Annotated in this window: 20 protein-coding genes; 14 read left to right on the top strand and 6 right to left on the bottom strand. The window is 46.6% G+C overall.

Annotation, left to right across the window (positions count from 1 at the left end):
- The first annotated feature begins 2 nt into the window (after positions 1-2).
- Both MHH93_RS20065 and MHH93_RS20060 read left to right on the top strand, forming a co-directional pair.
- Positions 3-566 carry a beta-sandwich domain-containing protein gene (locus tag MHH93_RS20065; protein ID WP_500055449.1) on the top strand — a complete coding sequence of 188 codons (564 nt, stop codon included), beginning with the start codon at positions 3-5 and terminating at the stop codon, positions 564-566.
- On the top strand, positions 563-1,585 hold the full coding sequence (locus MHH93_RS20060) for a BtrH N-terminal domain-containing protein (protein WP_500055448.1): 1,023 nt from the start codon (positions 563-565) through the stop codon (positions 1,583-1,585). Before MHH93_RS20065 ends, MHH93_RS20060 begins: the two co-directional genes overlap by 4 nt.
- A gap of 86 nt (positions 1,586-1,671) precedes the next feature.
- On the opposite strand, the gene MHH93_RS20055 is transcribed toward MHH93_RS20060, so the two are convergent.
- The gene (locus MHH93_RS20055; RefSeq protein WP_500055447.1) at positions 1,672-3,039 is read right to left on the bottom strand and encodes an MFS transporter; all 1,368 of its coding nucleotides are present in this window, start codon (positions 3,037-3,039) and stop codon (positions 1,672-1,674) included.
- A gap of 205 nt (positions 3,040-3,244) precedes the next feature.
- Between MHH93_RS20055 and MHH93_RS20050 the strand changes: the two genes are divergently transcribed.
- Together MHH93_RS20050 and MHH93_RS20045 are read left to right on the top strand one after the other, a co-directional pair.
- On the top strand, positions 3,245-3,568 hold the full coding sequence (locus tag MHH93_RS20050) for an ArsR/SmtB family transcription factor (protein ID WP_500055446.1): 324 nt from the start codon (positions 3,245-3,247) through the stop codon (positions 3,566-3,568).
- Positions 3,569-3,862: 294 nt separating this feature from the next.
- Positions 3,863-4,054, top strand: a complete 192-nt coding sequence (locus tag MHH93_RS20045; protein ID WP_500055445.1) for an aspartyl-phosphate phosphatase Spo0E family protein — start codon at positions 3,863-3,865, stop codon at positions 4,052-4,054.
- Positions 4,055-4,122: 68 nt separating this feature from the next.
- Here MHH93_RS20045 and MHH93_RS20040 read toward each other — a convergent pair whose 3' ends face one another.
- Positions 4,123-5,001, bottom strand: a complete 879-nt coding sequence (locus MHH93_RS20040; protein ID WP_500055444.1) for a carbohydrate ABC transporter permease — start codon at positions 4,999-5,001, stop codon at positions 4,123-4,125.
- Positions 5,002-5,034: 33 nt separating this feature from the next.
- Complete coding sequence (locus MHH93_RS20035; RefSeq protein ID WP_237178266.1) at positions 5,035-5,955, bottom strand: ABC transporter permease; 921 nt, start codon at positions 5,953-5,955, stop codon at positions 5,035-5,037.
- Between the two features lie 319 nt (positions 5,956-6,274).
- On the opposite strand from MHH93_RS20035, the gene MHH93_RS20030 reads away from it, so the two are divergent.
- From MHH93_RS20030 to MHH93_RS20020, 3 genes are all read left to right on the top strand, one after another.
- Positions 6,275-8,035, top strand: coding sequence for a sensor histidine kinase (locus MHH93_RS20030; RefSeq protein WP_500055443.1), 1,761 nt, complete (start codon positions 6,275-6,277; stop codon positions 8,033-8,035).
- On the top strand, positions 8,010-9,602 hold the full coding sequence (locus MHH93_RS20025) for a response regulator transcription factor (protein WP_500055442.1): 1,593 nt from the start codon (positions 8,010-8,012) through the stop codon (positions 9,600-9,602). Before MHH93_RS20030 ends, MHH93_RS20025 begins: the two co-directional genes overlap by 26 nt.
- A 135-nt stretch (positions 9,603-9,737) precedes the next feature.
- Positions 9,738-11,390, top strand: a complete 1,653-nt coding sequence (locus MHH93_RS20020; protein WP_500055441.1) for an extracellular solute-binding protein — start codon at positions 9,738-9,740, stop codon at positions 11,388-11,390.
- Positions 11,391-11,512: 122 nt separating this feature from the next.
- On the opposite strand, the gene MHH93_RS20015 is transcribed toward MHH93_RS20020, so the two are convergent.
- Complete coding sequence (locus MHH93_RS20015) at positions 11,513-11,755, bottom strand: DUF7662 domain-containing protein (protein ID WP_500055440.1); 243 nt, start codon at positions 11,753-11,755, stop codon at positions 11,513-11,515.
- A gap of 331 nt (positions 11,756-12,086) precedes the next feature.
- On the opposite strand from MHH93_RS20015, the gene MHH93_RS20010 reads away from it, so the two are divergent.
- The 3 genes from MHH93_RS20010 to MHH93_RS20000 all read left to right on the top strand — a co-directional run bounded on the left by MHH93_RS20010 (position 12,087) and on the right by MHH93_RS20000 (position 15,336).
- Positions 12,087-13,802: a DUF6138 family protein gene (locus MHH93_RS20010; protein ID WP_500055439.1), complete on the top strand. Its 1,716-nt coding sequence runs from the start codon at positions 12,087-12,089 to the stop codon at positions 13,800-13,802.
- A gap of 89 nt (positions 13,803-13,891) precedes the next feature.
- Positions 13,892-14,944 (top strand): hypothetical protein, encoded by a 1,053-nt coding sequence (locus tag MHH93_RS20005; RefSeq protein WP_500055438.1) that lies wholly within the window; start codon positions 13,892-13,894, stop codon positions 14,942-14,944.
- Between the two features lie 2 nt (positions 14,945-14,946).
- Entirely contained in the window at positions 14,947-15,336 is a 390-nt protein-coding gene (locus tag MHH93_RS20000; protein WP_500055436.1) for a hypothetical protein, read from the top strand.
- A gap of 137 nt (positions 15,337-15,473) precedes the next feature.
- Here the strand turns inward: MHH93_RS20000 and MHH93_RS19995 are convergent, their stop codons facing one another.
- Positions 15,474-16,583 (bottom strand): stalk domain-containing protein, encoded by a 1,110-nt coding sequence (locus MHH93_RS19995; protein ID WP_500055435.1) that lies wholly within the window; start codon positions 16,581-16,583, stop codon positions 15,474-15,476.
- A gap of 201 nt (positions 16,584-16,784) precedes the next feature.
- On the bottom strand, positions 16,785-16,991 hold the full coding sequence (locus MHH93_RS19990; RefSeq protein ID WP_500055434.1) for a hypothetical protein: 207 nt from the start codon (positions 16,989-16,991) through the stop codon (positions 16,785-16,787).
- 335 nt (positions 16,992-17,326) lie between these two features.
- On the opposite strand from MHH93_RS19990, the gene MHH93_RS19985 reads away from it, so the two are divergent.
- The 4 genes from MHH93_RS19985 (at position 17,327) to MHH93_RS19970 (ending at position 21,123) form a co-directional block, all read left to right on the top strand.
- A complete protein-coding gene (locus tag MHH93_RS19985) occupies positions 17,327-18,949 on the top strand; it encodes a copper amine oxidase N-terminal domain-containing protein (protein ID WP_500055502.1) in 1,623 nt (540 codons plus the stop codon).
- A gap of 188 nt (positions 18,950-19,137) precedes the next feature.
- Positions 19,138-19,587 (top strand): disulfide oxidoreductase, encoded by a 450-nt coding sequence (locus tag MHH93_RS19980; protein ID WP_211084449.1) that lies wholly within the window; start codon positions 19,138-19,140, stop codon positions 19,585-19,587.
- A 19-nt stretch (positions 19,588-19,606) separates the two neighbouring features.
- A complete protein-coding gene (locus MHH93_RS19975) occupies positions 19,607-20,050 on the top strand; it encodes a FixH family protein (RefSeq protein WP_500055433.1) in 444 nt (147 codons plus the stop codon).
- Between the two features lie 92 nt (positions 20,051-20,142).
- A complete protein-coding gene (locus MHH93_RS19970) occupies positions 20,143-21,123 on the top strand; it encodes a LacI family DNA-binding transcriptional regulator (protein WP_500055432.1) in 981 nt (326 codons plus the stop codon).
- Positions 21,124-21,151 lie beyond the last annotated feature (28 nt).

The raw sequence follows: 21,151 nt of genomic DNA, 5'->3' as shown, positions 1-21,151 counted from the left end.
ACATGACTATCTATTGTCCACTACCTTTGGAAGAGCACTATAACAACAATGGTTTTAGCTATCTGGCTACAAACCAGATTGGGAATTTCACGACCTTTGGTTCCTCATACCCGGGTGACGAACTTCCTGATCAGGAGAATGTGCAATGGCAGGATGTTCCGTTTCATTTCCCTTTACGCAGACAAGCATTTAATAATATAGAACTGGATAGCCAGCACATTCCGGTACCATTGGATCTATATTCGACAGTATATATTCTGGGTGCGGCAGATAATGGTTCATACCATGAATTCATTGGTTTTGAACGAGCTGGAGAGCAGATGGGGAGAGCATCACTGGATCTGACCAACTGGACCGCGACGACTCCACATTATAATGAAGAGATTATGTTTCAATGTAGTGGGACGTGTACACAAAAGGGGACCTTGCTGACATCCAAACAGCCTATTATTTGGTTTCAGCAGATTACGCTGGAAGAACCCATTTCATTTGACAAGATTCTAATGCCAGACAATCCATGTATGCATATCTTTGCACTAACCTTAGGGAAGGAGTGGAATATATGAATATTCAGCCAAGAGAAGCACATACAGAAGGGGAAGATTGCTTTACCCTATGTGTAAGCAGCATTCTCAATTATAAGGAAATCACGAATTTCCTGGCGGTATGGAAGCAATGCGGGATGATGTACCATGAAGACCCGGAGAGAGGAACCCCGAAACTTGTCCCCACATATATGACTGTTGAAAATGAGTTTCAACGCATTCATCATATTGATCTGAACATCGTCAGAAACAATGAACGGGCCGAGGTTATCCAGGAAATCATGACGTTGCTTCAGCAAAACGAAGCAGTCATTGTATGGGTTGATGTATTTTACATGAAGTACAATTCACTCTATCAGTTACTTCATTCGTCGCATTGTATTGTCTTGTCGGACTATGCAGATGGACAGTTTGAGTTTATCGATGACTTTTATCATTTGAAAGGCAAGATGGATGAACAGACGTTATTTGAAGCGCTTGATCTAGGTCAGACGCCATTAATTCGTGAGGGCACCCGTTATCGTTATGCTACATTAGATGTTGGGAATGCCGTTGAGCAGGTGAAAGAGAGAGAGTTCTACGATATGCTTCATCAAAATCATGAAATCATGGATGGAAAATCCGGGCGGCTGACCAAACAGGTTGAGTGGTATGAATTGGTTAACCCGCAAGTTGGTCTGCCTGCCATTGAAAAGTATATAAACTCTACACGTCAGCATATGCAGGACTCATCCGCGTTGACGGAAGAATACCTGGACAATATGTATGGCGACTTGGCGGGCATAAGTAATAACAGATATTTGTATGGCCATTTCCTAAGAGAAGGAATACCGTACAATCCGGATATTTCCCAACTGGTGGAGACGTACGAATATGCTGCGCAGCGATGGAATCTCGCGGCTAATATGACATTGAAAAGTCAATACCTGGATCTGGATCGTCGACATCACATGTTAGATCGAGTGCTGGGTAAAATCGGAGAAATTATAGCTCTGGAACAAGAGGCCCATGACTTGGTTAAACATCTTGTTGCCAGTTAAGGATATTGCTAATCTTACGACAATTAGTAAAAAAGGCTCGTAAAGCGAACTTCGCTTTACGGGCCTTTTCTATGACTTGCTTCATATTAAGCAGCAGCTTTTTTCTGTGACTGCATTCTCAGATACACCTGAGAGAATATAACGGATGCCAGTGCGATCACGGTCATACCCCAGAAAATATTGGTGTACGCCGAGGAGAGTGGAAAGTTCTGCATCGCTGTTAAGGCTACGCCAGTAACAGCAACGCTGAAAGCACCACTGAAGAACTGACTGAGTTGGAACAGTCCCATACCGGCGCCTACCTGATCCATGGTCAGATTACCAGACAATTCATTGGACACGCTGGTGGTCAGGGATGAGAAACCAACGCTGAGCAGCACATACACAGCCATAATGGCGTAGATGTTATTGTCTGCAAATAAGGCGAACAATCCGGCCGCGGCCAGTAGCAACCATGGTGCAAACTTCAGCAGCAACGTGTTGCCATGTCGGTCAATCATGCGGCCGATCCGATTGGATAGCAGCATGGATACGACTGCACCCGGGAAGATGACGAGTCCGGATTGGGCAGGGGTCAGTCCATACAGGTGCGCCAAAATTTGCGGCAGCAGGAACAACGTTGAGAAGTTATTGATGTACGATACAATGCCCAGCGAGCTGAGCATCATGTACTTTTTGTCTTTGAACAAAGCAGGCTGAACAAATGGATCTGCCGCGCGCCGAATTCGGAGCCAGAACAGAAGCAGTGCCGCAGCACCGATGACAAGTGTGAACCACTGACGGGAAGTCAGGAACAACAGCACACCCGTAGTACCAATGGCGAGAAGCACAGCACCGAGCAGGTCAAATGAACCCTTTTGCGGTGTTTCCCGAGGAAGCAGTTTGAAGAATACAGGAATCAAGAATAACGTTAATCCCGTAACGATAAACAGATCATGCCATCCCAGAAACTGAGTAATACTTCCGCCGATGACGGGACCAAGTCCAAGACCCAGTGAGCTGGCGGACATGATGACAGCCATTGATTTCCCCCGGCGATCATTCGGAATGTATCGTGTAATCAGCACAATGGCGAGCCCCGGAACAGAAGCAGCCCCCGCAGCCTGAATGAGCCGTGCAATAAGCAATATGATGAAATGATTACTGAAGAATCCGAGAACGGATGCTGCACCGAGCAATGTAAGCCCGGTTGTGAATAAGGTACGAATAGGTATGAAATCCGATAGACGCGAGAACGTAATCGAGGAAATGGCAAATACAATGGAATATCCTGTAACAATCCATGAGGAAGCGACGGATGTAAGCATGAATTCGGCTGCAATTTTGGGCAGCGCCAGATTAAACATCATTGTATTCATAACAACGAGTACAACGGTGAAGCCTAGCAAGCTTACAATTAATCCTTCCTGTATTCCGGTCCGTTCCCCTGATGATGCGGTTGCGGTGTTGTTCATAAAAACCTCCTAAAGTGATGTGTATTTCGCAACATTTCAGAAACGGTGTGTAACATTTGCAAAATGTAGTATGATGTCAATCCCGTGCCTGACAGCAGGGGTTACATAACGAAATCATTAAAGTTCGATTGGTGTCGAACATTAGAAATATATCATGGATATGTGGTAGAATACAATGCATAGTCTGAAAAAAGGAGACTACAGTATGAAAATTTTACATCATCCGCAAGTCGCGGATATTGAACTTTCCTCCGTATTGTATGCATTAAGCGACCCAACCCGTCTTGGGATTGTTGCCGAAGCAGCCAGAAGCGGGGAGCAACCGTGTAGTCATTTTCATGCACCTGTTGTGAAGTCCACGATGTCGCACCACATTCGCACGCTGCGGGAAGCCGGCGTTATTCGGGTCAGAGTGCAGGGCACACAGCATTTTCTCACCCTGCGATCCGATGATTTGGAAACGCGCTTTCCAGGACTCCTGCAACCGTTATTGCAGGCCGCAGCTCAGTCGAGCACAGATCCTTCCTAAATGTTGTCCTTTCTTCAGGTCGAAGAGGGGACATTTTTATTTTCTACATCGGAATAATGATCCGAAATAGGAGGAATAGCGTAAGTAAAACCGGACAGGCTACAGCCGATCCGGTCTATTTGCATTGAACATATATGCACATCAGGTTATGTAATTGATGCTCATCATCACTTTTACAAGAAAAAATAACCAAAATTTTAATTTTGGGGTAATCCAAACCCGCTCTTGTTCCGAATATTATATTAGATGGTCTTTTTTGGATGATGATATTCAAGGACAACAGGGGGCGGGAGTATGGTACATAATCCGGAAACCATTCAGGAATGTATCGAACATGCACGGCAAAGACTCTATCAGATTGCTGCTCAATACCCGGAACTGTGGCATCCGGAGGTTATTCGCCAATCCATGGTGCTGGATGAGTTAATTAATGAATATAACAACGCAACTCGCGCGAGAACGAATTCGAATCAAATGAAATTATGATAATGAACTTATAGAAATGCACGTATAGAATGAAGAAGAATCCCATGAAGGGATTCCGTGTGTTTGCCTTACTCTTTTACCGCCCCGAGCACAATCCCCTTTACGAAGAAACGTTGCAAGAACGGATATACGAGCAGAATCGGTAGAGCGCCAATAAAGATCTGAGCCGCGTTCACCGTACGCTGAGACATGTTCTGGAGCTGTGTGGCATCCACGTTCATGTTGGAGAAATCCTGCTGTACGATAATAGTCTGCATTAACGTGGCGAGTGGATATTTGGAAGCATCATTCATATAGATCAGCCCGTCAAACCATGAATTCCACTGACCTACCATCGTGAATAAAGAGATCGTGGCAATGGCGGGCATGGATACAGGTAGATAGATTTTGAACAGAGTCGTGATATGGTTGGCTCCATCGATGAATGCGGCTTCTTCCAGCTCTTTTGGCACGTTACGGAAAAAGTTCATCATGAGAATCAGGTTCCAGACAGCCACCGCTCCCGGCAAAATGAGAGCCCACATCGTATTAATCAGTCCAAGCTTCTGGATTAAAATATAGGATGGAATCAATCCCCCGCTAAACAGCATCGTGAAGATGAAAAACCACGCATATAACGATCGCCCCTTGAAGTGCAGACTCTCCTTGGATAACGGATAAGCTGTCAGGAAGACAAGTGTCATACTGAGCAGTGTGCCCAGAACCGTACGCTGGACTGAGATCCAGAGTGCACTGAGAAAGTTACTGTTACCAAATGTTTTGGTGTAGGCGTCCACCGTAAAATCAATCGGCCAAAGTGTCACCAGATTGGCGGATGCTGCCGCTTTGCCACTGAAGGAAACGGCCAGAATATGGATCAGCGGCAGGATGCACAGGATCGAGACGGCCGCGATGAATATCAGGTTAAAACCATTGAATATACGGTACCCGGTTGTTTTGTGATACACCTTGATTCCCCCTTAATGCATTATGCTAACGCTTTAGAAAATACGATAATTGGCGATTTTGTAAGCCATCCGGTACGCAGAGATGACCAGGAACATCGCGACAAACGATTTGAATAGTCCAACAGCGGTCGCAAAGCTCATCTTGCCATTCAGAATTCCCATCCGGTAGACAAAGGTGTCGATAATATCGCCTTTCTCATATACCAGCGGATTGTACAGGTTAAAGATCTGGTCAAAACCTGCATTCAGGATATTGCCCAACGATAACGTACCTACCACGATAATCATCGGCACAAGTGCAGGCAGGGTAATATGTAATGTCTGTCTGAGACGTGTTGCCCCGTCCACCTCGGAAGCCTCATACAATGCCGGGTTAATGCCCGCAAGTGCTGCCAGAAATACAATTGTCCCGAATCCAAACTCCTTCCATACATCACTGACAACCACCGTTACACGGAACCAGTCGCCATCCCCCAGAAAGAAGATCGGTTCCACACCAGCTGCCGCCAGCACCTGGTTTACCAGCCCGCCTTCCGGTGATAACATGTCGAGCAGAATGCCGCCAAGGACAACCCAGGACAGGAAATGGGGCAGATACACCAAGGTCTGTGAGAAACGTTTGAACGTGGAGTTTCGAACCTCATTCAGCAAAATGGCGAACACCACGGGGGCCAGAAGTCCGGCCACGATTTTCATCGAAGCAATCAGTACCGTGTTCCAGATGACCTGAACGCTGTCGGGATATTCGAACATGAACCGGAAGTTGTCCCAGCCCACCCATTTGGAGCCAGTGAACCCCAGCCACGGTTTGAAATCCTGAAAAGCAATAATAATGCCGCCCATGGGCACATAGGCGAACAGCAATGTGAGCAATACAGCAGGCAGCAGCATCAGATGCAGCGGCCACGTGCGTTTGAAATTCCAGCGGGTACGTTTGCGTGGATGGGGTGTCATTTTTCGCACCGGCGTATGGGTTGTTAACGGTTGTTCGATAGCCATCAGGGTCCCTCCTTTATCTCGTCCAACCCCGGCAACATGAGGCGAGTAAGCCTCTGCACAGAGTGGAGCAACTGAATTATAGCAATGGAAAAGGGCGGACTATAGAACAACATTTCAATGCGGATGTTGAAATATTAACTTGTTGATGGAAACACGGGATTACAAGTTGCAGGAAAGAGTGCGAATATAAAATCAACTAGAAATGTAAGGGTTTTCAATATAAAATAGGACTTCGATATAGAACGACTTCAAAATTCAGGGACAGGGTGAAACGATGAAATTCACAGTATTTGCGAAAACGGTCATTCTCTTAATCTGCCTGCTTGTACCCATTCTGCTGCTCTATACGTACGCGAATCAGGCAAATGTCGATATGGTCGTTGAAGAGAAACAACAGTCGAGTCTAAATCAGTTCAATTATTTCAGTTCCCAGGTAGATAAAAATATTGAGCAGCTTTCGCTGTATGGCCTGACGTTGCTGCGAGATCCGAGTATTCTGCATTACCGCTACATGACGGACTCAACCAGCCAATATGAGAAAAACAGCATCTATCTGGATATTCTCGACAAATTATCGTTGTACCAGTCCACCAGCCGCTGGAAGAACGATATTACCATTGTGCTGCCGCAAGCGGAACTTGTGTTATCCACCATGTCCAGCCGGACGGTCTACGATGAGAAGATGTTGACGTTCCCGCAACCTGGCCAATGGCAGCTGGAGCAGGGGAGTTTCACCTACTTTTTCACGGATAACTACGAGTGGAATGAAAAACCGGTGAACACAGGCGTGCGAACGGTGATGGAGATTAATTTTGACCCGATGAACGTGGTTGCCATGTTGGATGATTTCAAAGAAACACAGGGCGGAGACCCTTTCTTGCTCGTACCAGGTAACGATCCGTTGCTGAACCGTACGGCAGACCCCGAACTGGTCGAAGCGATCATGCGAGATATCCCCTTTAACGGACCGGAGAGGGAAGGTAATCATCAGCTGGAGGTGGGCGACAAACAGTATCTGGTCAGTTATGTGCACTCCAAACAACTGCAAGCAGTGTACGTGAACCCGGTGGTATTGGATGATCTGCTGAACCCGATGGATAAGAGCCGAAATATGTTTATTACCTCCATTCTACTATTGCTCGTGCTGAGTATCGGGGCTGCATTACTTTTGTATCGAAAAGTTCAGGTGCCCATCCATCGCTTGATGAGAGGGCTGCAACAGATTCGCAAAGGCCAATTGTCCACACGGATTCCAGTCGATCACTCCCGTGATGAATTCGCGTACCTGACCCAGAGTTTCAACCATATGGCGGAGCAGATTCAGGAACTGATCGAGAAAGTATATGAGGAACGTATCCGGTCACGGGAAGCAACACTGAAACATTTGCAATCACAGATCAATCCTCATTTCCTGTACAACTGCCTGTTTTATATCAAAAATATGACCCAGCTCGGCAACCGGGAAGCGGTTATTGCCATGTCGCTAAGTCTGGGAGATTACTATCGCTACATTACGCGGGGCGAGAATGACATGACGACAGTGGAGGAAGAGATCCGGCTATTAGACCATTATCTGTCCATTCAACAGATGCGGACCAACCGGCTGACCTACGAGATTGCTGTGCCGCAGCAACTGATGCAGCTCCATATTCCGCGACTGCTCATTCAGCCTATTGTAGAAAATGCGGTGATCCACGGTATTGAGCCGATGGAGGGCAGTGGGCATGTCGTCGTAACGGGGATGGCGGTACCCGAACATATTGAGGGTCGCCAATATACCCGATATAGCCTGTTTGTTGACAATGATGGTGTCACGCTGACAGCGGAAGAGATAGCCGAATTGGAGCGGGAGATCAATGAACCGATGGGAGAGGAGATTGGAACAGGCACGTGGAATGTGCATCAGCGTCTCGTTACGCGATATGGGCTGTCGTCCGGGCTTCATTTTGGAGGGATTCCCTATGGCGGACTTAGTGTAGAAATTCGATGGTTTGAGGAGGAACAACCGCATGATGAATCTGATGGTCGTGGATGATGAACATTCCGCAGTAGAGTCGATCGCTGTCTCCATACCTTGGAGAGAACACGGGATTGGTCAGGTATTCAAAGCTTATTCAGTCAAAGAGGCACTGGAACATATGGCAATACATCAGGTCCATATTATTATCACGGATATCCGCATGCCGGGTCTTTCGGGTCTGGATCTGGTCAGTCATATCAGGCAAAAATGGGAACAGACCAAATGTATTATTTTATCGGGGCATGCTTCCTTCGATTATGCGAAGCAGGCGCTCAAACATGGGACAGTCAGTTATCTGCTCAAACCGGTCAGGGATGAGGAACTGATCGAATCCGTGCAGCAGGCCGCCGTGCAGATTCGTCTGGAGGGTGAGAAACAAATGCTGCATCAGCGGGCCATGTATTCGGTAAGGGAACATCTGCCTGAGAAGCGGGCGGAGCTGATGAAGGATGTATTGTTAGGGCATAAATTTGCGAATGACGAACTTGTAAGTAAGCTGGAGCAACTGGAGATCGGGTTCCGTCCACAGGATAAAATGCAACTGCTGCTCATCCGGTATGATGACCATCAACCCACACATAAAGCGTTTCGACTGATGAAATACGCCATCTCCAATGTGGTGGAAGAGATCTACGGCAGTACCTATCATCTCTGCCATACGGATGACGCCTACGATGACCTGGTCTTTATGGCGAGTCCCAAACAAACCCAAGCCGAACCGGAAATGTTAATGGGCCGGCTTGGAGAACGGTTAATCCACAGTGTAAGGCAGTATCTGAACGCGACCATTTCCCTGTCCGTTAGTCGTATGGGGCGTTTCCCAGATCAGGTGCCCCAGCTATATCACCAAGCCGTGAGTGCGCTTCGCAAGCAGGCAGAGGCGGGCAAAGGATTGCATCTGAATGCGGCAGCGGGAACCAATGGAGCCACGTTGAAATCACTTGCGGCGCTGTATGAACCGCCGGGTCTGACAGCGTTGCTGGAAGCGGGGCGCATGGAGGATGCTCATCGCAAGATTGATCAGATCTTTGCTGAACTGTCCAACAGTGTGTTCCCGGAGCATGTGTATGTGGCTTTTCATTATTTGGCGGCGGCCTTCTCCTATATGGCTCATCGGGAAGGAAGACAGTTAGCCGAGGTGCTTGGCGAGCAGTACCAGCAGTTGCTCAAGGACGGCTATGGTATCTCGCTGCGTAGTCTGGAGATGTGGACTCGGTCTGTGATGCAGCAGTGGGCCGAGAGCACCCGCGATGCGGGACAGGATACCGGATCCACGCTGATTAGGCAGGTGCAGCAATGGATCGACCATCACCTGGGCGAGGATCTGTCGTTGCAGGTCATTGCCGGAGAGGTGCATCTGCACCCGGTATATCTATCGAAAATGTACAAACAATCCACGGGTGAAGGCATTAGTGATTACATTATCCGTTCCAGAATGGAACGTGCGGTTCATTTGCTCAAGCATACGGCGATGAAGATCTATGAAGTCGGTCAGGAAGTGGGATACAACAATACCCCTTATTTCATTCAGGTGTTCCGCAAACATTATGGACTGACCCCGCAAGATTTTCGGAACGGTTAACAAATCGATATGAACATTGAAATTGTGATATATGTTTGCCTCCCCGGCTGCACTATCCTTTTCATGTAAGGTGCATTTGGCAACAATCCATTTGGCACAAGAGGGTATCCAAGTTACCTGAGGAGGGGTTAGTTCATGTATAGAAAAATGATGACGACATTGCTCGCAATCACGATGGTTGCCGTAACGGCATGCAGTTCGGGGGCCAAGGAAGAACCAGCGAAGGAAGCCGCTGCGCCGCTTGCTCTGCAAGACGGGAAGTATGAACCGGCGGTACAGATGAGTTATCTGCGGGCCTGGAATGATGATACGAAATTCAAAAATGGGGAAACAGCACAGAACAATGTGCATACCAAATGGGCCAAGGAACGACTTGGCATTGATCTGACCACACCGTGGGCCGTATCGGTGACCAATGATGCATTTTACACAAAATTGCGCTTGTCCCTGTCGGCTAACGAGGAACTGCCGGATATCGTCTCCATTCGGGGAGACTACAATCTGGTCCGGGAATTAATTGAGTCCGGCAAATTTGCGAATGCAGGCGAGTTGTTTGACAAGTATGCTTCGGACACATGGAAACAGGCATCCGAATCGGCACCGGAAGAATGGTACCCATACATGTATGAGGGCGAGCGTTATGGCATTCCAATCTTCGATTATGCCTACAATGGCGATTCGGTCATGTTCATCCGGGAAGACTGGCTGAAGAAGCTTGGACTGGAAGAACCAAAAACCATGGATGAGCTGGTTACGGTCATGGATGCTTTTACGAATCAGGACCCGGATGGGAACGGCAAGAAAGATACGTATGGTCTGACCGTCGGCATGAAAAATGCGCTTAATACCTGGATGACGGAATCCGGCTGGATCTTCGGCATGTACAATACGATGCCTGGACAGTGGAATGATGCCGGAGACGGCACACTGCAATATGGCTCCATCCAGCCAGGTGTGAAGGAAGGCCTTGCGACGATGAAAGACTGGTTGTCCAAAGGCTATTTACCCAAAGAAGCGGGTGTCTATGACGAGATTAAGGCAGCAGAACTGTTCACCGCAGGTAAAGCAGGCATTATTGTGGGGCCACACTGGATGCCAAACTGGCCGATTGATGATGTGAAGAAAAATGTGGACGGTGCCACGTATAAGGCCATTGCCTTACCTACAGGGCCAACGGGCGAAAGCCACCAACATGGTTCCGGGGCAAGCAACGGGGTGGTGCTGATTAACAAGGATATGGCGAAACCGGAGATTTTCTTCACGTATCAGAATTATCTGTTCGACAACTTTGCCAACCCTGAAGTCGGTAGCGAGTTCGAACATGGCTTTGCGCAAGGATATGACTATGACATCGTGGACGGCAAAGTGGTTGGGGAAGCCGAAGTGAAGGACGGCGTATCACCACTCAAATATACAATTACGTATGATGGTGCACGGATTCCGAATCTGATGATGGATACGCTGGCGGAACTTGCGAAGGGCAAAGAGCCGGAGACGCCTTTTGAGAAAAATACGAAGATTGCCAACAAACCTGAAGTATTTGCGGCCGCTGAAGTGGTCGTTGCGAATAAAGATAATGCGATCAAGAACAAGTTCACGGGAGCACCAACCGAGACGATGAAAATGAAGAAAGACGCGATCGACAAGCTGGAGAAGGATACGTTTAGCAAGATCATCTATGGTCAGGTGGCCATTGAGGAATTTGATGCGTTTGTGACGAAGTGGAAGTCCATGGGCGGCGATGATATTACGGCCGAAGTGAACGAGTGGTATAAGACGGTTAATTAATTTACAGAGCAGGGGAGAACTGATGAGTTCATCAGTCTACCCTGCTTTTTTTGTCTCGAATAACATTTATGGAAAAATAGAGTCTTGGAGTTATAACTATTAATCTATATCGTACAGATCGTTTATGACTCGCAGCGGACAAAAGTTACTTGTTTTCCTAAAATCACATTATCCACCTTCCATCCGGCATTTAACCAGGATAGTGCCTGTGTATGATTCATGGAATTATTCACCCACCATTGCTCGCGATTATAGGCTGTTGGAGGTAACTTAAATCCGAGAATTTCCTCAAGCTCTGCATATGTAAGGGTGATTGAAACCTGATTCAAATAGTTTTCCAAGGGGAAGTATTTGCTGTAGCTCATTTCGTCAAACCTCCTGAAAAGGAATACAATGATTATACAACGTGGGGATGATGATAGCGAGGGCATACCGAGAGCCTACATAGATATGAAAGGCATCCGTAGATCTCTCTGACTAGGGCGTGTCTTATATACCACTTATGGGCATCTTTCACCACCTTTTCTCCCCCTGCTGCCTTATTGTTCCCGATGTACTTGAGAGAGTAAAATAATAGGTAGTATACGAACATCAATACGTATTTATAACAGAGATACCTCGGATTGATCCGGGATTCATAGAGGTTCAAGTTTGGTTGATGAACATTATTAGATGCATGGGAAGGCAGGAGATTCGATGAGTACACTTTATGACCAGGCAATGGAAGAGATGGTGACGGCAATCCATGAATGGTTTGATGAACAGGAAAAGCGGGATGACATCGAAAATGTTATGAAGCGAACTACGCTGCAGATGGGCATTTTCAATGATATTTTGCTGGATTATAGACCTGGACGGACCACAGTAGACAGTGTGGATCTGGGTTTGGATGATGGTCTGAAATCGAAGCAGGCAGGAGCCTTTACCGAGGAACAGGTTCGTAACGAGATTGGACCTAAACTTGTAGAGGTTGTTCAGGGAAGACTGGACAAGCTGGCCGATTCCCCGTTGATTGACTATCGATTTACCTTCCGTGGTAAATTCCCTACAACAGATGGAAAGCTGCAACTGACTTTGCTGGAATATATCCATGAAGAGAAAAAGCAGCAGTTGCTTGAGCGTATTCATACATACATTGATCAGAAGCTGGAGAACGGTGCATATCCAACAAAGCCGTTGGAATCCTTCTTTTTGACGCGTCATCTGCTTGACCCTACACTGTTTCCTGAGCTGGATGTAGCATGGATCCTCAGGCAGTATGACCGGATTCAAGAGTTGAATCAGGGTCGCCCGGAGGCACTTGCCGAACATCGGGGTGATATTACTCGCGCGTTGAAGGCATGGGCGGAGAATCAGTTTTTGCCACATTATTATGATGTGCAGTCTTCTGCATATCGTACCAATGAATATTCGCTTAAGCCAGGAGCGACGTTGGAATGGGATGTTGAATCACAGACAGATCAATCGTCGGATAAGAAGCAGAAGGCGCAAATACCCGGGACTCAACCTATAGATCTGCTGTTATACGCGGCGGTGATGATTTTACGATTTGAGCCGAATTATAGCAAAGCCGAAGGTCAGACTTTCCTGGAACTCGCGAAGCAACTCGGCAGCAGACGTGCGGCACTGATGATGACGGAAGGCAGCGGGACGTATGCCAAAGACGATATTCATGTGAAAACGGAAGAAGTGGAATGCAAAGCAAACGATGTGTTTGCTCTGATAACCATTCACATTCGGAAGGAAGAGGCGAGTGCCTATCAGCAAGTACTTACCTTTATCACTCATTTGTTGAAACAGGGCTTTCCGAAAAGTTATAAGATCAAGCTGAAATCTGCCGTAAAGCAGTATTTGCCGATCAAAGGGCTCGCGAAGTCGGATACCCACCGATTCTTTGCCAATGCACTGGCGTATCCGGAGTTGCATCCACTCCTGGAAGAGTATGCGCGTGAGGCTATCCAGGAGTTTGAGTTTTATGAGGATACCGAGGGAGAGAAAAGCGGTATGCCAGGCAGTTATGCAACCTTTGGGCTGGGGCTCGTGGATGAGCGGTATTTCCCGCTGGTTGAATATTACATGGGTGAAGTGGATGATGAGCATCAGTTAATTCAGGATAAGTTCATTGCGGCATTTGTGGAACAACAGGGTGTAACAGCACAATCCATACCTGCGTTAGTCGCCAGCTTGCGTCGTTCGACCGACAGTCTGAAGCTGAAGATTCAGCCTGAGCTGGAGAATGATGAAAAACTCGAACGGTTGGTTAGACAGATTCAAGAACTTGAGCATTACGAAGTGGAACGTGTACTTTACCCAATCTTCGGCAAGGTGGAGAAGCTTGCAACGCTCGGTCGTAAAGCAGAGGGAAAACGGAAGGAATTACTGCTAAAACTGTTGCAGGCCGCAGGGAAATAGAATGCAAACAAGGCAAGTAAGATTATACTGGGCCAGACAGTAAAGCATTTTAGCGAATTGAAAGTGCATTAGGAGAGGCAGGGGAAGTTATGGAAGGTTTGAGTCGAGACATGTGGCAGGGGTTAGATGCCCAAGACAAAGAAGCTTGGATGCGTAAGCTGGTTTATCAGTTACCGGAAGGTATGGTATATGAGGGTCTCGAGACATTTGAACGATTCGGTCAGCGAATCGAGACAGGCGTGTTTAGGCATGAGGAGGAGAGGTTTGTATTTGTACCTGGGGACCGCATAACCCTCGGCTGGGATCGTTGGCAGCATGGTATGAACGAAGAAACCTCAGCCGACCTGCATGAAACGGTCAGTGAGTATGGTGTGGAGGACGTGGATTCGTTTCTCGTGAGTCAGATGTCACCTGTGAGAGAAGTTACTATTGCGCCGATGCTTGTGGAATGTGAACTGATCTCGCTGGGATGGATTGAAGTGTCCGAGGAGGAAGCCTTCGCGCAGAAAGATTCTGATTTTCCGGCAGCACTGGAGCAGTTTAAACAGTCGGAGATCCGTGAATATGAATTGCATCAACAATTCCGTCTGATTCGCCAAAGTGAAGATGAAGTGCGAATCCTCTGGTTTAACGAAGGAATAGAGTTGGAAGATGTGGTGAGAGAGGAAGCAGCTGCGGGCTTTGGTCTGCTGACTGAAGACGAATGGGAGTATATCTATGGTGGCGGTTGTCGCACGTTATTCCCTTGGGGAGACAGCTTCGACTATACGATGAGATTGAGGCATTTTGGAAGTCTGGAAGGGATGGATGAAATTGTGGATGGATCGGCAGAGACGGCCTCTTCACGAGTTGAAGAAAAGGATGATCGTGCTTATGATCTGGAACTGCCAAATTTCTTTGGCATAAAGTTTGCTGGTGATCCCTACAAATATGAGCTTACGCTCGATTCGTCCGGGGATGTGATGCCCAAAGGCGGAGACGGCGGGAGTCTGATATGTGGTGGTACAGGGCCGCTGGTTGGTTTCTTGCCTGCTGCTGCGGTCTATTATCGAGACGTTAATGCCAGTGAACTCGACTGGGAGGATTTGATGGATGCGATGGTGTATCGCAGGGTTGTTCATTTGCCGGAAGTGGCACTGTAATTATGATGAAACCTATCTATCAAGCTGTTGCTGCATATACGGATGAGGAAATTCAGATCATTATGGAGCGGCAGTTGTTAGAAGAGTTATTATATCTGCCCCTATCCGTTGGTATGTTTCATCAGGACTGGAAGGTCGCACAGAATATATGTCTTCGGGTGGCAGATCATCCGAATGCCAATGTCAGAGCCAATGCAGTCATGGGTTTGGCTCATACGGCACGTACCAAAGGAAAATTAGAAAAACGGCTAGTAAAGCCTGTTGTGCTGAAGGAACTTAGGGAGAATAGTGCCTTTAGGGGAACCATCCTAGACGCCATTGAAGATATCAATATGTTCATGAATTGGAGACTAGGGAGAAAGCATTTGGAGAAAGGAGAGCAAAATGTTTAAAAGATATTTCCGCAAATACATTGCGACACATAAAGGGCAAGGATAAAATACACATCAAATCAGCCCCAACTCATAGAGCGGGACTGAAATGATGTGTGTTTTTATTTTCTATTCCGATGATAAGAATCGTGCATCGATTATTTCACTTTTTGTACAGATACCGCCATTTGCTCCAGTTGAGTGTGAGTCAATTGGTTATTCGGTGAGCTGATGGTTACATAACGATCATCCAGTTTGAACGTGAGCATATCCGTTTGTTCTGGTGTATACCATTTGGCGGATACGCTATTAGGCAGTTTTACCGTTTTGCCATCATAGCTGAACGAGTAGTCTTTAGGAGATACCGTTACATTCATACGATTGAATACAAAGTTTACACCATCGCCGCCTGCACCTACGCTTTTGAACGTATCTCCAGCAACCATATGTTGTGGGGCATAGGCTGTTGTGAACCCGTCAAACTTCGCAAATGCTTTGCGCATGTTATCCAATTGTTGCTTGCTGTAGTTCACATCTGCGAATGCAGTGATCCCTTGATCATTGTTGCTGTTAGACTTTTGAACAGAGACAGCGACTTGTTGCAATTGAGCTTGACTCAGCTTATGATCTGGCGAGCTAAGGGTAACGTAGCGATCATCCAGTTGGAACGTGAGCATGCCCGTTTGGTCTGGAGTGTACCATTTGGCAATCACGCCATTGGACAGTTTCACGTCTTTGCTCGTATAGCTGTCCGAATAATCTCTTGGAGATACATCCACTTTCATATGGTTGAAAACAAAGCTGACGCCGTCGCCACCCGCACCTACACTTTTGAACGTGTCACCTGCGATCATCTGCTGAGGGGCATAAGCTGTCTCGAACCCATCGAATTGTGCAAAAGCCTTTTGAATTGCCTCTTTTTGTGCTGCGCTATACGTTACATTCGTCAAGGCCGAAGGATTGCTCGGGGCTTGGCCGATAATGACCTGACCTTTTTTGCCGTCATAGGATACAGGCACATGCAGCGCATCGGCAAGGGCACGTACAGGCAGATAAGTAGAGTTGTTATAGGTAATTGGAGCGAGTTTGTTGCCATTGCCATCGGTTGGTGAGTAAGCCGCTCCATCGACATTGAAGCTGATTCCATGGTTAAGGTATGCAGAGATTTTCTCAAGCTGCGTTCCGGCAAATACGCCCGTTGCTCCTGTTAATGTCATGCCCAGTACCATCATCGTTGCTACGGATTTCTTCATGTTCTTTTTCATCATATATCTCTCCTTCAAGTTGGGGTTTGGTTTAATTTGATGGGCTCGCTGTCCCTTATGGCTTTATATTAAACCCCGATCATATCCAGAATAATTCTGAATTATCTCCAACTTGTAAACATGTGAATATCAACAGAAGAATGTAGAACGAAAACGGAAGCTGCTAGGCATGTTCGAACGTATTCTTTGCCGAATTGAATAATTCTAGTTAAACAGATAGAGGACTAGTCCGCCAAAACCAAGTACAATCGCACCAACGTATACATAGGAAAGTTTACTGAGGTTTTGCTTTGTGCGTCGATCATATTCGGGGTTGCTGGTCTGATTGGCTTTGGAATTTCCGATGATCATGGTAGCAACACCTCCAAATAAGGCGATACCTATAATTAAAACATAAGGCAACCAGGTCATGAATGGACCTCCTTCGCGAATAAGTTGATATGTCTTTATTGTACTTCAGGATAACCTTTGATGTAAGCTTTAGTTGAGAAAATAAGGGAAATGAAGTATCTGTCTTACAGTATGTATGTAGTCTTGGATCGGAAAGATCACTATAATTTTATTATTTTTTAATATTAAAAAACCTTGATACAACAGGCATTCGCAGCTTTCTTCACTGAAGGTTGCGATTTTTTTTGCCCACAGAGTGATCCAGAATAGAGAACCCTGCGTTACACCCTATGAAGACGACGACGAGGAAAGAAATTATACACACAACATAATCGAGGAGTGAACACGTAATGAAAATGAAAATGAAGAAGTTTATCGCACCTGTACTTAGCTTGACACTGTTGATGCCGGGGATCGCTGGAGCAGCTGCCGCACCACAGACACCAATGACCATGATGAAAGCATCCGTGAACACACCTGCGGCTGACCTGAGAGCAAACCTGGACCACCTGTTGTCCGAGCACTTTGCACTCGCAGTAACGGCAATGGCCAAAGCATATGACGGAGCAAAAGATGCAGATGCAGCCTACAAAGCACTCGACCAGAATGCACTGGATATGCAACCGGCAATCGCTTCCCTATACGGTGACGCAGGTGCCAAAGAATTCGAACGCATCTTCCGCGCTCATAACAAATACACCGATGATCTGGTGAAAGCAACCAAAATGGGCAACCAGGCTGGGATCAAACAAGCACAGGCCAACATCAACGGTTTCGTGGATGAATTCTCCACATTCCTGAGCACAGCTACAGAAGGAAAATTGCCAAAAGCAGCAGCCAAACAAGCTCTGCAAGTACATGAAGATCTCGTGCAAAAAGTATTTGACGAGTATGTAGCTGGAGATTATGCGGATGCATACAAAGCTTACCGTGAAGGTTTCAAAGAAATGTTCGACGTAAGTAAGGCACTTTCCACTGCGATTACTACACAATTGCCTGAGAAATTCGAAAATACCAAAGCAGATACCAAAGCAGCTGATCTGAGATCTGCACTCAACCATTTGGCTTCCGAGCACTTTGCGCTTTCGGCTCTGCAAATGCAAGAGGAATATGATGGACGTACAGCCGCTTCCAACGCACTGATTACAGCTGAAGCTGGAAACACAGCTGACTTTAAAGCAGCGATCGCTTCCGTTTATGGTAACGATGGTGCCAATGCTTTCGAGAAAATTTGGGTAACCAATCACGTTAATGCGCAAAGCGACTATGTAAAAGCTGTTAAAAACAACGATACTGCAGCTCGTGCAGCAGTAGAGAAACGTATTGATGGATTTACAACAGAATTCGCGACATTCCTGGATTCCGCAACAGCTGGTAATTTGCCAAAAGCAGCAGGACAACAAGCACTGACAACACATGAAAATCAAGTGCAAAACGTATTGAATCAATATGCAGCAGGCAATTATGATGCTTCTTATACAACCAATCGTGAAGGCTTCAAAGTAATGTTTGGTGTAGGTCAAGCCTTGGGTAACGCCATTGTGACTCAATTTAACGACAAATTCCAAGAGCCAGCAGCACCAGCACCAGCACCAGAAATGACAACAGTATGGATGCAACTGAACAGCAAAATGCTGAAAATTAACGACAAAACAACCAACATGGACACCACACCAGTGCTTTGGAAAAACACAACCTACATTCCACTGCGTTTCTTGAGTGAAGGTATCGGCGCAACAGTGAAATGGGACAAAAAAGCACAACAAGTGACGGTAATGGCTGGCGATGATACCCTGGAATTCTGGGTGAACAACAACGTTATGGAAGTGAACGGTGTTAAGAAAAACGTGGGTGCAACAGTATTTGTAAACAAAGATGGACGTACGCAAGTACCTCTGCGCTTCATTGCTGAACTTCTGAACTGGGACGTGAAATGGGCTCAAAAAGATGGTTCCATTACACTGACTAAATCGATGTAATTGTAGAATTAAATCAGTCTAAACCAAAAGAGCTGCCCCATACGGCAGCTTTTTTTGGTTTCACCCAAAAGTTCAAATATTTGGTATAATCATCGAGTAATGACCTACATAACAGCTTGAATAGCCGATGGAGTCCAGAATGATGTATGATAATTTGGTATAAGCAAAATGAAGAGGGGGACAGAGGAATGAGTACATCATCAAAATCGGAGCGCCCAGCGAGAAATGTGGATACCCGGTTATTTATTGCTTGGGCCGTTTCCGTTATTGCAACAGGAGGGAGTCTCTATTTCAGTGAGATCAAGGGGTTTCTCCCATGTGATCTATGTTGGTACCAGCGTATATTTATGTATCCACTAACGATCTTGCTGGGTATTGCGTACTTTAAGGACGACGTGGGCATCACGAAATATGTACTCCCACTTAGTTTCGTAGGTGGCGGCATTTCGTTATATCATGTAACGATTCAGCGTATCTTTTCGGCTACAGGCAATGCCGTGGCGTGCGGTAAGGTTCCATGTTATACCGACTATTTGAACTGGTTTGGTTTCATCACCATCCCACTACTGGCGCTGATCGCCTTTATTATCATCATTGTGATGCTGTGGGGTATCGGCAAAACACCAAAATCTTCTTGATAGGAAAGGATAGATGGTGATGAGCGGACAAGCTCGTTGGTTCACGCCCTTTCTGGTGCTAATGCTTTTGGTCGCTGGCTGCTCCTATGAGGAACAGTCTGCTTCCGGGAAGATGCCAGAGATGGTCCGGGTGAAACTTGACGTTCCGGAGAAGGCTACTCTTCATAAACCAACACGGTTGCAGGTGAAGCTTACACAGGGAGATGCTCCGTTAAGCGATGCTGACCATGTGCAATTCCAGATCTGGAATGAGCTTGATGATCCGCCTTCTGTATCTCCGGAGCAAGGTATGATGACAGCTGAAGAACTGGAGAATCAGGGGGCTATTACTGCCAATGAGTCAGAGGAAGGGCTGTATGAAATCCAGCATACCTTTGAAGAACCAGGTACGTATGTGGTACAGGTCCATGTTACGCACGGAGCTATGCATAGCATGCCGAGAGCGAGAATTGTAGCGGAATGAAGCAGCAGGCGGGTACCAAGGGTTTGGTTCAAGTTTAGCAATAGGTTTATAATGTTAAAGGTATGAAGAATGTTGTAGGAAAAGAGGCTGTTATGGCAACTATTCATGATGTCGCACTCAGGGCAGGAGTTTCTGTAACTACCGTCTCGCGTGTATTAAACAACCGGGGATATATCAGTCAGAAGACTCGGGACAAAGTGTATCAAACCATGGACGAACTGAACTATCGACCCAACGAAATTGCCCGTTCTCTTCTGCGTAAGCAATCCAATGTCATAGGCTTGATTATTCCCGATGTATCCCATCCGTTTTTTGGAGAACTGGCTAGCTATGTTGAGTATCATGCATACCAAAATGGATTTAAAATTATGTTATGCAATTCCCACATGGACCCTTCCAAAGAGCGTGAATATGTGGAAATGCTCAAGGGTAATCGCGTGGATGGCATTATTATGGGAAGCCATACACTGGAAGTTGATGAGTATATGAATCTGCATTCCCCAATCGTGACCTTTGATCGTAAGATCGGTGAAGACATCCCGTTTATCTCATCTGATAACTATCAGGGAGGGGCTATGGCTGCTGAATTGCTGCTATCGAAGAACAGACGGCATTTGGCACATATCTGCGGTAATTTGGAATTGCAAATGCTGTCCAATCGCCGGACCACAGGATTCGTTGATACATTGCAGGCTCATGGAGTCAAACCGGTCATGATTCATGAAACCGACCTGAATGTGTTTGATCAGCATCAGTATACGGAATTGGTGGATAAGCTGCTTGCACAACACCCCGAGGTGGATGGGCTCTTTGTAACGAGTGATCTGATGGCAGTACACGCGCTGAAGCAGATCGTGTTAGGTGGACGCAAAGTGCCCAATGATATCGCTATTATAGGTTATGATGACAGTCGTGCAGCATCGTACACGGTGCCTGGTATTACAACGATCAGACAGCCGGTGGAGGCTATGGCCAAGCTCGCGATCGATTTGATTCGAAGCCAACTCGCGGAAGAGAAGATCGGAATGGAGCATATTTTGCCGGTTACCATCGTGGAGAGAGAGACGACCTGATACAGGTCGTTTTCCCTGTTCGTGCTTT

Origin of the sequence: Priestia sp. FSL H7-0729, from assembly GCF_038005685.1 — a bacterium.
GTDB lineage: Bacteria > Bacillota > Bacilli > Paenibacillales > Paenibacillaceae > Paenibacillus.
Note: the sequence above shows the minus strand (reverse complement) of the source record. Positions and strands in the feature narration are given on the sequence as shown.